This window comes from Lentzea aerocolonigenes, from assembly GCF_000974445.1.
Lineage (GTDB): Bacteria > Actinomycetota > Actinomycetes > Mycobacteriales > Pseudonocardiaceae > Lentzea > Lentzea aerocolonigenes.
In genome coordinates this window covers 102,322-116,401 of record NZ_BBOJ01000009.1, presented here as the reverse complement: position 1 = coordinate 116,401, position 14,080 = coordinate 102,322, and the positions used below count along the sequence as shown (strand labels likewise).

Below are 14,080 nucleotides of genomic sequence, written 5' to 3'. Positions count from 1 at the left end.
TGCCACCACGAAGAAGTTCCGGCAGGAAGTTCGTTCTTCCGGTGCTTCCTCAGGTACGGCGAAGGCCCGGAACCAGTACCGGTTCCGGGCCTTCGTGATCGGTGTCAGCGCAGGTCGCGCAGCTCGTCGTAACAGTCGTCCAGGTCGCCGTCGAGCGAGAACTCGTACAGCGGCAGGTCCGCCAGCAACGTCCGCAGGTCAGCGTCGACCGCGTCGAGCACGGCCTGGTCGGTCTTGCCCGTGGAGATGTCGTCCCAGCAACGTTTCACGGCTTCGTCGAGGGAAAGCGGGCGGTTGCCGGTCGAACCGTCACGCACCAGGAACACCGCCGCGTCGAGATCTGCCTTGGTGTGCAACCGTTCCCGGAACGACTCCGGCAGTTGCACACGAGCCTTCTCGCCCGGTGCTACGGAACTGACGTCCGCGCCGGCGAGCCCGGCACGCGTGATCGTCTCCTCGTCCAGGTACACGACCTGCGAGTAGCCCCACGCCGTGCGCGACGGATCGTCCATGTGCCGCACCATGATGTCCTCGCCGAACAGCTCGGCACCGCGGTGCAGGCACCAGAAGGTGAACGTGGACTTGCCGGTGCCGGTGGGCGCGGACAGCATCATCGTCCGGCCGTCCACGCCGACCGCGCCCGCGTGCAGCGGGTAGTGCCGCGGCGAACGGCACACCAGGTACAGGAACAGGCGCTCCAGGATCCAGCGGCCCCACACGATCTGGTCGTCGAGGTCGCCCCGCGCCAGCGTTACGGTGGCCTTCCACTCATCAGGAACGATCACCGCGCGGGAGTTGCCCGTGTCGATGGTGATCGGGTTCGAGGCGATGACCTCCAACGTGTGCGGCGGGTTCTCCGACGGCACACCGGCTCCGTCGACCACGTCGAACGTCAGGTGCACCTCGGGAGCGTCCGCCGGCGGCTCACCGGGGCCGAAGAACGCCTCGACGACGTCGCGCGCCTCGGGGTGCACCGAGCAGACCACCCGGAACCCGTAGCACTCCTTGACCAGTTCCATGCTCACTTCCTCAGTTCGGTGAACCGGCTGCGCACGAACAGCAGGGGCGGCCGGTCGGACAAGACGTCGTACGCGCGCACGGCACCGATGAGCATCGTGTGGTCACCGGCCGTGTACGCCTGGTCAAGCTCGCAGTCGAAGTAGCTGATCCCGTCGAGCAGGACCGGCGACCGCGAGTGCGGCGCCGGTTTCCACGAGACGCCGGCGAACGAGTCGGCACCGGACGGCCGCTGGGAGTTCGCGAACCACCGGGCGACCTCCTGCTGGCCGTCGCTCAGCACGGTCACCGCGAACGAACCCGACTGCACGATCCGTTCGTAGGTGCGCGACGAGCTGTTCACCGACACGAGCACCAGCAACGGATCGATGGAGATCGACGCGAACGAGTTCACCGTCATGCCGTGCGGTTCGCCGTCGGACACGGTGCTCAACACGGTCACGCCGGTCGGGAACGTCGCCGCGGTGCTGCGGAAGCGCGCGCTCATGACGTGCTCAGGCGTAAGGAGTTCAGGTGGTTCAGTCCGGAGAGGACGGTCTGCTGCGGCAGGCCGAAGTCGATCAGGCACGCGATCTCGTCGACGCCGATGCCCGCGGCCCTGTCGACGATCTTGCGGGTCTTGTCGACCGTGCCGAGCAACGCGCCGTCCTCGTAGTAGCGCTCGAACGCCCGCTGCACCAGGAAGTCGACGTCCTTCTCCCGCAACGTCGACGGGTCGATCTTGCGCGCACTGCCCTGCTGCGAGCCCAGCAGCAGCCCGAGCGAGCTGCGCAGGTAGTCCGACATCGGGCCGCGCACCAGCTCGCGCACCTCGTCCTCGTCCTCGCCGAGGAACGTGTGCACCATCAGCACGACGTGGCCCTCTTTGCCGTGGTGCTCGACGGAAGCCGCGCGGTACTCGGCGATCTTCGCCTCCAGTTCGCCGAGGTCCTGGCCGAGCAGGTGGGTCAGCAGTCCTGCGCCGGCGCGGCCCGCGTTGCGGAACGTCTCCACGCCACCGGCACTGGTGATCCACACCGGCAGCTCGGGCTGCACCGGCGGCGGGAAGACGCCGACCTGCTGCGGCTTTCCGGTGCCGTCGACGACGTCGATCTTCTCGCCGCGCCACAACCTGCGGACCTGCTCGGTGTAGTCGATCAGCACCTGGCGGCGGTTCTCGTAGTTCTCGGGCTTCAACGCGAAGTCCACCGCGTGCCAGCCGGAAGCGAACGAGAGGCCCACGCGGCCGCCGGAGATGTTGTCCACGACGGACCACTCCTCGGCGATGCGCAACGGGTTGTGCAACGGCGCGACCACGCTGCCCGCGCGGATCTGGATCCGTTCGGTCACGGCGGCGACCGCGGCACCGGTCACCGACGGGTTCGGGTACAGGCCACCGAAGGAGTGGAAGTGCCGCTCCGGGGTCCACACGGCGGTGAAACCGTTGCGGTCGGCGAACTTCGCGCCGTCGAGCAGCAGGCCGTAGCGGTTGCTGTCGAGCTCGCGGCTGTTGTTGGCGAAGTAGAACAGGCTGAAGTCCACCGTCAGCTCCTCTCCAGCGCGGCGACCAGGGTGTCGAAATTCCCGTCGAAGTCAGGGGTCAACGCCAGCTCCCACACGGGCATGTCCTCCAGGAGCCCACGCAGGTCCTTCTCCACGTCCGCCTCGAACGACGTGCCGATCTTGCCGGTGTTCCAGTCGGACCGGGTGCGCTCGACGGCGTCGTCGACGTCCACGTCCCGCAGCGAGCCGTCACCGCGCGCCAGGAACAGCAGGCAGTGCGGCACCGATCCGGCGAGCATCCGCGGTTCGAACGACGACGGCAGGATCACGCGGAACTTGTCGCGCTTGGGCACCTCGGCGCTCTGCGCGCCTTCGAGCTGCGGCCAGAGCTCCAGCAGCTGCGGCGACAGGTACGTCACGCGCGGGTAGCCCCACAGGGTGCCGGACTCGTCGTCCATGTGCCGCACCATGATGTCCTCGCCGGCGAAGTCCGCCCCGCGGCGCAACGCCCACGCGGAGAACGTCGACTTGCCGACGCCGCTGTCCGCCGTGACGACGGCGGTGCGGCCACCGACCGCCACCGCGCCGGCGTGCAGCGGGTAGTGCCGCTGCGACCGGCAGACCAGGTAGATGAAGGCGCGCTCCAGGATCCAGCGTCCCCACACGATCTGGTCGTGCAGGTCGTGGCGCGACAACGAGATCCGCACGGTCCAGGCCGCCGGGTCGACGAGCGCCGTGGTCCTGCCGACGTCGATCGTGATCTCGTCGGCGTCCTCCCAGTTCTCCGGGAAGTACGGCGGCTCCTTCTGGTCCCCGTCCTGCTCGACGACGTCCACGTGGACGTGCACGACCGGCGCGCCGGCCACGACGGGACCCGCCTCAGGACCGAAGAACCCGTCGATCACGTGCGTCGCGTCCGGGTGGGCCGAACACTCCACCGGGAAGCCGTAGCAGCTCCGGTTCAACTCTCTCCCCTTTTCATCCACTTTGGACAACCACCCCGTAGCGCTCGCGGGTGCGCGACGCCCAGCCCTGGGCGATCGGCGCGACGGCACCGGCGGCGAGCATCAACGCGCCGAACACGAGCCAGCCCGGCCAGCCGATACCGATGATCAGCACGGTCGCGGCCACCGGGGTGACCGCCCCCGCGAGCTGGTCCGTCGTGCCGAAGAGGCCCTGGTACTGACCCATCGCGTGCTCCGGCGCCAGTTCGTAGGCCAGCGCCCAGCCACCGGCGGCGGCCAGCAGTTCGCCGAGCACGTGCACGAGCGCTCCGGCCACCAGCGCGACGACCGCGACCCAGGCGGGCTGACCGGCGGCGAGCGCGAACAACGCACAGCACACCGCCAACGCGATCCCGGCTCGCCGCAACGCTTTCGCGCCACCCGCGGCGGTGTCGGTGCCCTGGCTGACCCGCACCTGGAACAGCACGACCGTCACCGTGTTGAGCACGAGCAGCGCCGCGTAGACCCACGTCGGGGCGTTCGTGCGCTGGGCGATCCAGATCGGCACGGCCACGGTGAGGATGCCGCCGTTCATCACCAGCACCGCGTTGATGAGCGCCACCACGACGAACGGGTGGTCGCGCAGAACGACCCAGCGCGGGCCGTCGGAGTCTTCCTTCTTCTTCGCCGCGGCCTCGACCTGCGGCAGGATCAGGTAGGCCAGCCCGGCCGCGACGTAGATCAGGCCGCACGTGATGAGCAGACCGATGTACACGGCCCTGGTGTCGAAGTGCAGCGCGACACCACCGCTCACCGCGCCGAGCGAGATGCCGATGTTGTTGACCGAGCGGATGAACGCGCGTGCCTGCACGCGTTCCTCCTTCGGCACGACCCCTGCGACCAGCGCGCCGCGGGAGGCGTCCGAGCCGGCCTCCGCCATCACGACGAGGCTCGCCGCGATCAGGAACCCCACGAACCCGCCCACCAGTGCGTACCCGCAGATCAGAACGCCTTGCAGCGCCACGAAGAACGTCGCCGTGTTGCGCGCGCCCAGCACGTCCGCCGCGTGCCCGGCCGGGATGCTGGTGAGCATCCCGACGACGGCGGCGATGGTGAGCCCCAGGCCGACCTGGGTCGCGGGCAGCCCCACCGATCTGGTGAAGAACAGCACGCTGACCGACAGCAGCATGCCGTTGCCGACGCTGCGGCCCAGGCTGCTGGCGGCGAGGATCCGGATCGGTCCCGGTGGCGGGACCAGATGACGGAGGAACGACATCTTCTTACCTCTCCGCCGCGATCATGTCGCGGAGCTCGGGCCGATCGACCTTGCCGTTGGCGTTCAACGGCAACGCCTCCAGGTGCCGGTACTTGCGCGGCACCATGTGCACCGGGATCTGCTTGCGCAGCCACAGCAGGAACTTCGTCGCCTCGACCTGCGCGCCGGTGTAGAACCCGACCAGCTCGGTCTCGTCCCCCTCGCGCACCGCGACCACGATCGCCTGCGACACGTCGGGGTGCTTGCGCATGGCGGCCTCGACCTCACCGAGCTCGATGCGGTAGCCCCGCACCTTCACCTGGTTGTCCAACCGTCCGAGATGGACCCACTCGCCGTCCTCCACGCGCACGCGGTCACCCGTGCGGTAGAAGTGCTCCGGCGTGAGCTCGTCGGCCAGGGCGACGAACCTGCCCTGGTTGTCACCGGGGTCGAGGTAGCCGTCGAACCGCTGCGAGCCGCGGACGACGAGCTCGCCCTCCTGCGCCGGCTTGCCCTCCTCGTCGATGACCTGGTACTCGAGGAAGTCGTAGACCGGACCGATCGGGACCGTGTCGTTCGACGTCCGCGGCCAGTCGCCGGGGTCCTGCGGCAGCCGGTACTCGGTGCACGCCACGGTCAGCTCGGTCGGGCCGTAGACGTTCTCGATGATCGCGTCCGGCGCGACGCCGTGCCACAGCCCGGCCTGCCGCATGGTCAGCTGCTCGCCGATGAAGATGCTGTAGCGCAACGTGCTCACGCGGCCCATGGGCAGGTTGCCCAGCTCCGCGCTGACCGAGACCACCGACGGCACGGAGAACCAGTGCGTGATGCCGTGGTTCACCACGTAGTCGACCGGCTTGAGCAGCTCGTTGCGTTGCGGTGCGACGAGAGTGGCGCCACCGCCCCAGGTGACGAACAGGTCGAACACCGACGGGTCGAAGGTCAGGTCGAACGTGTGCGACATCCGGCAGCCCGGCGTGACCTCGTACCGCTCGATGTTGTGCGCGACGTACGGCGAGAGGTTGCGGTGCTTGATCGGCACGCCCTTGGGCCTGCCCGTCGAGCCGGACGTGAAGAGCACGTACGCCACGTCGTCAAGCGACACGTCGTACGGCGGCAGCACGTCCTCGTCCACACCCGTGTCGACGATGTCGTTCTCCGCCAACGGGAGCACGGTCGGCACCAGCTCGTCCAGCTCCGCGGTGCGTTGCGCGAGACCGGACTCGTCGACCAGCAGCACGTCGATGCCGGCCAGTTCGGCCACCATCCGGTTGCGCTGCCCGGGATAGCCCGGGTTGAGCGGCGTGACCGTCGCTCCCAGCCGCAGTGCCGCGAGGTAGCCGGTGAACGCGACCAGGCTGCGGGCCGCGAGCAGGCCGAGGCGCTGCGGCGGCTTGCCGTGCTCGCGCAGCACGCGGTCGGCCAGCGAGACCACGCGCCGGTGCAGCTCGGCGTACGTGATCGACTCGCCGCGCACCTCCAGCGCGGGCTCGTCCGGGAACCGCCGCACGGACCCGGTGAACCACTCGTAGAGCGTGCGGCCGCCCAGTTCCGGTGCGTGCACGGTCATCGTCGTCGACTCGACCTGGCGCGTCGGCACGAGGTGCAGCCGCTCGACGTCGGTCTCCGCGAGCGTCGCCCGGCAGGAGCAGTCCGCCGTGGTGAAGCCCGCGAACCGGTACGCGACCTCCATCATGCGGTTGCGGTCGGTCTTGCGGAAGTCGGCCACCAGGTGCACGCCCGCGCGGGCGGCCTGGTCGGTGAGCCACCGCAGGATCACCGCGCCGGTGCCGAACGACACCACGCGGCACGACGTCGCGAGCAGCTTGAGGTTCCAGACGTCGCGGTGCTTCTCGATGAGCATGACGCCCACCGCGCCGTGCGGGCCGAAGCGGTCCGTCAGCGTGGTGACCAGCACCTCGTGGCGCGGGTCGGCGAGCAGCGCGCGCAGGTCCGCGTCCGAGTAGTGCACGCCGGTCGCGTTCATCTGGCTGGTGCGCAACGTGAGTTCCTCGACGCGCGAGATCTCCTCGTCGCCGGCCCGGTGGATGCGCAGCTCCAGGCCGAGCGAGCGCAGGAACTCCTCGTCGGGCCCGTCGTGCTCGGTCCGCGCGGCCTCGCGCTGGAAGCCCGCCTGGTACATCTCCCGGCGGCGGCGTGCGTCGACCGTGACGACGGCGGGGCTGAACTCGGGCAGGCTCGGCAGTTCCAGCGCCCGTTCGGCCTCGTAGCACCGAACTTCGGGGTGGTGGAACTCGACCTCGGCGCGTTCGGTCGGCGTGTCGTCGATGAACGCGATGGTGCGCAGCGCGAAGTTCAGCGAGTCCGCGATCGCCTTGACCGAGTCGGACTTGCGGCCCCACCCGATCTGCGGGTGCACGAAGTACTCGGCGAGGCCCAGTGCTTCCAGCTTGGCCCACGCGTTGTCGTGGTCGTTGCGGCTCGCGACCGACTGCAGGATGCCGCGCGAGTCGAGCTCGATCACCACGGCGCGCATCTCGTCGGCCAGCACGACATCGCCGTCCTCGAGCAGAATTCCCTGCCACAGCGTGTGGTCGAGGTCCCACACCAGGCACTTGACGGTCTCGCTCACCCCTACACCTCCCACAGGGTCACCGCCCACGCGGCGACCGGGCTGTTGTTCAGCACCAGCACCAGATCTCCCGGGTTCAGCTCACCGGAACGCAGCAGCGCGTCCAGGTTCAGCACGACGTCCATCGCGCCGAGGTGGCCGAGCTCGCTCAGGTGCTGCCCGCAGACCGGGTGGATCGGCGTGCCCAGCAACGTCTCGTAGAAGCCGTACGCGCTGGCCGTGACGTTCTGCATGATGGTCGCGGCGACCTGGGGGATCGTCACGCCCGCATCAGCGAGCACCTCGCGCACCAGCCGGCCGAGCCTCTTCTGGCTGTGCATGGCCAGTTCGAAGCGGTACCGGTCCGCCGAGTCGCACTCCTCGCGCCACTCGTACCAGGGCGCCTGCTTGTAGTCGACGCGGAACAGGTCGTGGAACGACCCGTCGGTCTCCTGCCGGTGTGCGCGCAGCACCGGGCGTCCGCCGCGCACCATCGTCATCGCGTACGCGCCGTCGCCGATCACCGTGACGGGGAACCGGATCCGGTCCGCGCCGGTGGGCCGGCTGGCGTGCGTGATCACCACGGACTCACGGCTCGAATCGGCCTTGAGCAGGTCCGCCGCGAGTGCCCACGCGGCGCTGGAACCCGCGCAGCCCAGGCCGTCCACGGTGAACGAGAACGCCTTCTTCAGTCCTGCCTGGTGTTCCACCGAACCGGAGTCCGATCCGAGCAGCACCTCGGGTGAACGAGCGCCGACGACCATCAGCACGTCCGGGTCGACCGGCCCGAGCCCGGTGATCGCGCGGGCAGCGAGGTCGGTGGTCGCCGCGTCCTCGAACACCGAGACGGTGTCCACTCCGGACGCTCGCGCGAACTCCTGCTCGTCGTGGCCCAGCAACCCGAACTCGGGCAGGTCGACGACCTTGGCCCGCTCCTCGGGCAGCAAGCAGTGGATCGCACCGATGCCGATGGTCACGACGCCACCGCCAGGGCGTGCTCCGCCAGCACCAGCTGGCAGATCTCGTTGCTGCCCTCGATGATCTCCATGAGCTTCGCGTCCCGGTACGCGCGGGCGACCACGTGGCCGTCGTTCGCACCGGACGACGCGAGCACCTGCACCGCGCTGGACGCGCCGCGCGCGGCGTGGCCGGCGCTGACGTGCTTGGCCACCACGGCGGCGGTGATCATCTCCGGTGAGTTGTCGTCCCAGCACCGCGACGCGTGCTCGCAGGCACGGGTCGCGATCTGCTCCGCCACCAGCAGCTCGGCCAGGTGCCGGCCGACGAGCTGGTGCTCGGCGAGCGGCTTGCCGAACTGCTGACGCGCCTTGGCGTGCCGTGCGGCGGCGCCCAGGCAGGCCCGCAGAATGCCGACACAGCCCCACGCCACCGACACCCGGCCGTACGTGAGCGCCGAAGTGACCAGCATCTGCAACGGCTGACCCGCGCCGCGCAGCAACGCCTCCGCCGGCAGCCGCACGTCGTGAAGCTCCACATTGGAGTGTCCGGCGGCCCGGCAACCCATCGGGTTCGCGACCCTGCTGATCTGCACACCCGGTGCGTCGACCGGCACGACGACCGCGGCGGCGCCGTCACCGAACCGGCCGATCACCACGATCATGTCGGCGTAACCCGCGCCGGTGACCCAGATCTTGGCGCCGTCGACGACGACCTCGTCGCCCTCGGCCCGGATCGTGGTGCCCATCGCGGCGAGGTCGCTGCCGGCACCGCGTTCGCTGAACGCGATGCCGACCAGCTCACCCGACGTGAGCCTGGCGAGGTAGTGCGCCCGCTGCTCGGCCGAACCGAACCGCTGGATCGCCCACGCCGCCATGCCCTGCGAGGTCATCAGGCTGCGCAACGAGCTGCACAGCGCACCGACGTGCGCGGTGAACTCGCCGTTGTCGAGGCTCGACAGGCCGAGCCCGCCGAACTTCACCGGCACCTCGGGGCACAGCGCACCCGCGCGCCCCAGCTTCCGGACCACGTCGGCGGGGATCACCCCGGCGCGGTCCCACTCGTCCGCGCGGTCACCGACCAGCTCGGTGACCAGCGCACGTAGTTCGTCACTCACCGCGCAACCTCGACACCAGCGAGGTCATCGCGCCGACGGTCCGGAAGTTGTCGATCACCAGGTCGTCGCCGGACACCTCCACGTCGAAGGTGCTCTCGATGAAGACGACGAGCTGCATCGCGAACATGGACGACACGGCACCGGCCGCGAAGAAGTCGTCGTCCGGCGTCCACGTCTTCTTCGTGTGCTTCTCGACGAACCCCAGAAGCTGCCGCTCGATCTCGGCTGCGTGGTTGACGGACGTGGTCACAGTGCTCCTCCGTGCTCGTAGAATCCGCGGCCGGTCTTGCGGCCGAAATCTCCGGCGGCGACCTTCGCCACCAGCAGGTCGCAGGGCTCGTAGCCCCGGTCCCCCGTGCGTTCGTGCAGCACCCGCAACGAGTCCACGACGTTGTCCAGACCGATCAGGTCGGCCGTCGCGAGCGGCCCGGTGCGGTGCCCGAGGCATCCCTCGAAGGCGGCGTCGACCGCTTCCGGCGTCGCCCTGCCCTCCTCGACGATGCGGGCGGCCTCGTTGATCGAGCGCTGCAGGATGCGGTTGATCACGAACCCGGGCCCGTCGCCGACGACGACACCGTCGCGGTCGAGTGCCGCGAGCAGGTCGGTGACCTTGCTCATCGTCTCGTCACCGGTGCGCGGCCCGCGGATCACCTCCACGGCGCGGATCAGGTAGGGCGGGTTCATGAAGTGGATGGCGCACAGATCTTCCGGGCGCGCCACCGAGTCGGCCATCTCGTCGACGGGGATGGCCGAGGTGTTGGACACGATCACCGTGCCGGGCTTGACGACGCCGGAGACCTCGGCGAGGACCTTCGCCTTGAGCTCGGGCTTCTCCGTGACGGCCTCGATCACCGACGTCACGTCCGCGAGGTCGGCGTAGTCCGTCGTGGTGACCAGCTCGGCCTCGCCGGTGCGGGGCAGCTTGCCCATCAACCGGGCCAGCTTGAGCTGCTGACGGACTTCCTTGCGCGCCTTGGCGAGCGTCTCGTCGTCGACGTCGACCAGCACGACGGGGACGCCGTGACCGATGGCGAGCGTGGCGATCGCGGCGCCCATGACGCCCGCGCCGAGCACACCGATGCGGTGGTTCATGTTCATGCCTCCACGAGGTCGGCGCCGAGAACGCCGGTGATGAGCTCGCCGAACTTGTCGTGCCGTTCGGCGAGGAAAGTCAGGCAACGGCGCAGCAGCTCACCCGTCGGCGCGCTGGACAGCTCCGCGCGTTCCAGCCACGGACGCCAGGCGACGGCTTCGAGTCCGTCGTCGGCCAGCTCGTGGCCTTCCAACTCGTAGAGCGCCATGGTGGAGAGCAGCGCGCTACCGCTGTCGAGTGCCTTGTCCGCGATGCGTTGCTGCCACGTCTTCGGCGTGACGGCCTCCGTCGTGAGGCCGGCCTCGTCGAGCAGCGAGAACATCCGGCGCGGGCTGTACGCGAGCCGGTCCACGAGGTGGTAGACCCGGCCGACCGAGCCCGGCGACACCGTCAGCTCGGCCATGGCGCGAGCGACGACGTCCACGGGTGCCATCGGCATCGCGCGGTCGTCGAGCGGGTGCGCGCCGACGGCCAGGCCGCTGGTCAGCACGTTCCAGATGAGGTCCTTGTCGTTGCAGGCACCGGTCTTGGTCGACCCGAGGATGAAGCCGGGGCGGAAGATCCGCACCCGCATGCCGTCCTCCTCGGCGCGTTCCAGGATCCGTTCGGCGACCCACTTGCTGACGCCGTACCCGCCCTGCTGCGGGTCGAGCGGCTGCTGCCGGGTCTCCAGGATCCTGTTGTCGGTGCCCAGCGCGTAGTGCGTGGCGGCGACCGTCGACACGAAGCTGAAGTCGCGGATGCCGTGGCCGCGCATCCACCGCAGCAGGTCGACCATGGCGAGCACGTTGTCCTCGCGCAGCACCCGGTACGGCTCGGTGAACACGACCTTCGCCGCGCAGTGCAGGACGTACCCGATCCGCCGGGACAGCTCACCGTCCTGGTAGGACTCCAGCACGCCGTCCTTGAGGTCACCCAGCACGATCCGGACGCGCTCGCGGTCCGGTTCCGGCAGCAGGAGCTTCTCCGACGCCTCGCGCAACCGCTTGCGGGCGTGTTCCTCGTCGTCCGCGCGGACGGTGCAGTAGACCCGGCCCTCGGTCGCGGCGAGCAGCTCGTGCAGCAGGAACGTGCCGAGGAACCCGGTCGCGCCGGTGAGCAGCACGTCCTTGCCCGCCGCCTCGTGCACGGCGAGGTCTCCCAGCGGCAGCGCCATGTCGAGGTCGACGAGGTCGCCGTCGCCGTCCGCGATCGGGTCGATGTCGGCGGCACCGCGTTCGGCACCGGCCTGCACCCCGCGCACGATCTCCGCGATGCGCCGCACGGTGGCCTTGCTGCCGCCGGCGCGGTGGACGTTCACCAGCACGCCGGTGCGTTGCTGCACCTCCAGGGCCATCCGGACGGACAGCAGCGACGATCCGCCGAGCATGCCGAACTCGTCGTCGACACCGATGGAGTCGGCACCGAACAGGTCGCGCCACACGTCCAGCAGCTGCGCCTCGACGTCGTCGGACGCCGCTACCGGCGAGGCCGCCACGGCACACGCGGGAGCCGCGGTGGCCTGCCCCAGTGCGGGCAGGCGGTCCAGCGCCCAGTACCGCTTGCGCGGCAACGGGTACGCGGGCAGCGGCACGCGCCGTCCGGCGTCGCCCGCGAGGGCCTCCCAGTTCACCTCGACGCCGTTGAGCCACGCCGTGGTGACGGCCTCGTCGAAGTCGTCCGAAGTGGACACGACGTGCACGCCCTCCGGCAGCACGCCTTCCTCCGCGCGCACCTCGACGTTCGCACCGAACGCGAGCCGGAACCGGTCGAGGTTCTCCGCGCCGACCACGACGGCCTTGCGCGGCACGGCCTTGACCGTCTTCGCGAACGGCGGGCGCGGCAGCTTCAGCGCGGCGGCGAGCTTCTCGGCGGGTGCGGTGATCACGCGACGTTCCGGGAAGGACTTGCGCCCCACCCGCAACGTGTGCGCGACGTCGGCCGCCTCGGCCGGGTCGATCGCCTCCGCCAGCCGCTTGGACATGGCGTCCAGCTCGGTGCGGGTGCGGGCGGACAGCACCAGCCGCACGACGTCGGACGCCTCGGCGCTCGGCCGCGCCGGTGCCGGTGCGGGGGCGATGACGGCGGCGACGTTCGTGCCGCCCAGTCCCATAGAGTTGATCAATACGTGCCGGTCGCGGTCGTCCGTGCGACCTGCCTGCGAGGACAGGAAGAACGGGCTCTCGGCGAGCACACCGGGGTCGCGCGGGCGTTCGAACAGCGGGTGCGCGGGCAGGTCGCCGGTCGCGACCACGTTGACAGCCTTGATGAAGCCCGCGATGCCGGCGGCGGGACCGGTGTGGCCGATGTTGACCTTCACGCTGCCCAGGCCGACGAAGTTCGTGCCCTTCGAGCTCGCCCGCAGGCCCTCGGTGAGGCCGCGCAGCTCGATGTGGTCACCGAGCGACGTGCCGGAGCCGTGCGCCTCGACGTACCGCAACTCGTCCGCGCTGACACCGGAGATCCGCAGCGCACCGGCCACGACCTCGGCCACGCCGGACGGGTTGGGCGCGGTGAAGCCGGAGCGGTCCGAGCCGTCGTTGCCGACCGCGCTGCCCTTGACCACCGCGAGGATCCGGTCGCCGTCCGCCAGCGCGTCCGAAAGCCTGCGCAGGGCAACGACTCCGACGCCCGAGCTGAACGACGTGCCGGTGGACTTCGCGTCGAACGCGCGGCACAGGCCGTCCGCGGACATGAGGCCGCCGACCTGGTACCGGTAACCCGCCAGGGGTTCCAGCACGGTCGCGCCACCGGCGAGCGCGATGTCGCACTCCCCGGACAGCAGGCTCAGCGTCGCGTAGTGCACGGCGTAGAGCGAGGACGAGCACGCGGTCTGCACGCCGACGGTCGGTCCGCGCAGGCCGAGCTTGTAGGCCACCCGCGAGGTCAGGAAGTCGCCGAGTCCGCCGAGGTGCAGGTCGACGTCGTCGATCGCCGCGGCCAGGCCCTCCGCCTGTGCCTTGGCGGCGAACAACATCGACGTGTAGGTGCTCGACGCGCCACCCGCGAACACGCCCACGACGGGTCCGTCGAGGCGCGGCGGGTGCCCTGCGGTCTCCAGCGCCTCCCACGCGGCCTCGAGGAAGACCCGCTGCTGCGGGTCGATCAGCTCGGCCTCGGTGGGCGGGTAGGAGAAGAACTCCGCGGCGAAGTCGGCGACGCCGGGCAGGGTCGCGCCGACGCGGACGAAACCGGGGTCGGTCAGCAGCGCGTCGGACACCCCGGCCGCGCGCAACGCCTCCTCCGGCAGTTCACGCGTCGACACCACGCCGTTGCCGATGTTGTGCCAGAACTCCTGCGGCGTCCAGGCGTCCGGGAACCGGCACCCGACGCCCACCACCGCGATGTCGGTGTCGCTCACGTTCAGTTCCCCTGTCGGGCGCGGCCGATCAGGCCACGCCGGTTCGTCGCGCCCAGTTCCACGAGCTCGCGCTTCGTCTCCGGCGAGGTCAGCAGCTCGACCTGCGCGGTGACGGTGCTGTGCTGGAACAGGTCGGCCGCCTCCAGATCACGTTCGGTCATCCCGTTGAGGCGTTCGAGCAGGACGATGAGCAGCAGCGAGTCGCCGCCGAGCTCGAAGAAGTTGACGTCGTCCGGTACGGACTCGACGTCCAGCACCTCGGCCCACGCCAGGCGCACCTGGTCGCGCGTCGCTGTGTTCACT

The 14,080-nt window shown here is 70.1% G+C and carries 12 protein-coding genes and 1 pseudogene; all 13 read right to left on the bottom strand.

Annotated elements, in window-relative coordinates; translation table 11 throughout:
* Positions 1-104: 104 nt before the first annotated feature.
* Positions 105-1,019, bottom strand: a complete 915-nt coding sequence (locus tag AOM45_RS18755; protein WP_030466392.1) for a phosphoenolpyruvate carboxykinase (ATP) — start codon at positions 1,017-1,019, stop codon at positions 105-107.
* A 2-nt stretch (positions 1,020-1,021) separates the two neighbouring features.
* Complete coding sequence (locus AOM45_RS18750; RefSeq protein ID WP_030466393.1) at positions 1,022-1,504, bottom strand: flavin reductase family protein; 483 nt, start codon at positions 1,502-1,504, stop codon at positions 1,022-1,024.
* Complete coding sequence (locus tag AOM45_RS18745) at positions 1,501-2,538, bottom strand: LLM class flavin-dependent oxidoreductase (protein ID WP_030466394.1); 1,038 nt, start codon at positions 2,536-2,538, stop codon at positions 1,501-1,503. Before AOM45_RS18745 ends, AOM45_RS18750 begins: the two co-directional genes overlap by 4 nt.
* Before the next feature lie 2 nt (positions 2,539-2,540).
* Positions 2,541-3,464 carry a phosphoenolpyruvate carboxykinase (ATP) gene (locus AOM45_RS18740; RefSeq protein ID WP_030466395.1) on the bottom strand — a complete coding sequence of 308 codons (924 nt, stop codon included), beginning with the start codon at positions 3,462-3,464 and terminating at the stop codon, positions 2,541-2,543.
* Positions 3,465-3,477: 13 nt separating this feature from the next.
* Complete coding sequence (locus AOM45_RS18735; RefSeq protein WP_030466396.1) at positions 3,478-4,719, bottom strand: MFS transporter; 1,242 nt, start codon at positions 4,717-4,719, stop codon at positions 3,478-3,480.
* A gap of 4 nt (positions 4,720-4,723) precedes the next feature.
* The gene (locus AOM45_RS53805; protein ID WP_030466397.1) at positions 4,724-6,268 is read right to left on the bottom strand and encodes an amino acid adenylation domain-containing protein; all 1,545 of its coding nucleotides are present in this window, start codon (positions 6,266-6,268) and stop codon (positions 4,724-4,726) included.
* A pseudogene (locus AOM45_RS53800) lies at positions 6,245-7,291 on the bottom strand (HAD-IIIC family phosphatase); the annotation flags it as partial. The gene AOM45_RS53805 and the pseudogene AOM45_RS53800, both read right to left, overlap by 24 nt.
* Before the next feature lie 2 nt (positions 7,292-7,293).
* On the bottom strand, positions 7,294-8,247 hold the full coding sequence (locus tag AOM45_RS18720; protein ID WP_030466398.1) for a 3-oxoacyl-ACP synthase: 954 nt from the start codon (positions 8,245-8,247) through the stop codon (positions 7,294-7,296).
* On the bottom strand, positions 8,244-9,344 hold the full coding sequence (locus tag AOM45_RS18715; protein ID WP_030466399.1) for an acyl-CoA dehydrogenase family protein: 1,101 nt from the start codon (positions 9,342-9,344) through the stop codon (positions 8,244-8,246). Before AOM45_RS18715 ends, AOM45_RS18720 begins: the two co-directional genes overlap by 4 nt.
* Positions 9,337-9,594 (bottom strand): acyl carrier protein, encoded by a 258-nt coding sequence (locus AOM45_RS18710; RefSeq protein ID WP_030466400.1) that lies wholly within the window; start codon positions 9,592-9,594, stop codon positions 9,337-9,339. Before AOM45_RS18710 ends, AOM45_RS18715 begins: the two co-directional genes overlap by 8 nt.
* Positions 9,591-10,436 carry a 3-hydroxyacyl-CoA dehydrogenase family protein gene (locus AOM45_RS18705; RefSeq protein WP_308202537.1) on the bottom strand — a complete coding sequence of 282 codons (846 nt, stop codon included), beginning with the start codon at positions 10,434-10,436 and terminating at the stop codon, positions 9,591-9,593. The genes AOM45_RS18710 and AOM45_RS18705 overlap by 4 nt, the downstream gene beginning before the upstream one ends.
* Positions 10,437-10,438: 2 nt before the next feature.
* Complete coding sequence (locus tag AOM45_RS18700; protein WP_030466402.1) at positions 10,439-13,777, bottom strand: thioester reductase domain-containing protein; 3,339 nt, start codon at positions 13,775-13,777, stop codon at positions 10,439-10,441.
* A gap of 2 nt (positions 13,778-13,779) precedes the next feature.
* Entirely contained in the window at positions 13,780-14,079 is a 300-nt protein-coding gene (locus AOM45_RS18695; protein WP_063756985.1) for a phosphopantetheine-binding protein, read from the bottom strand.
* Position 14,080 lies beyond the last annotated feature (1 nt).

Bases quoted from the DNA above. Each gene is read 5' to 3' on its own strand.
- AOM45_RS18755 (WP_030466392.1), bottom strand. From the start codon at position 1,019: ATGGAACTGGTCAAGGAGTGCTACGGGTTCCGGGTGGTCTGCTCGGTG.
- AOM45_RS18750 (WP_030466393.1), bottom strand. From the start codon at position 1,504: ATGAGCGCGCGCTTCCGCAGCACCGCGGCGACGTTCCCGACCGGCGTG.
- AOM45_RS18735 (WP_030466396.1), bottom strand. From the start codon at position 4,719: ATGTCGTTCCTCCGTCATCTGGTCCCGCCACCGGGACCGATCCGGATC.
- AOM45_RS53805 (WP_030466397.1), bottom strand. From the start codon at position 6,268: ATGACCGTGCACGCACCGGAACTGGGCGGCCGCACGCTCTACGAGTGG.
- AOM45_RS18705 (WP_308202537.1), bottom strand. From the start codon at position 10,436: ATGAACCACCGCATCGGTGTGCTCGGCGCGGGCGTCATGGGCGCCGCG.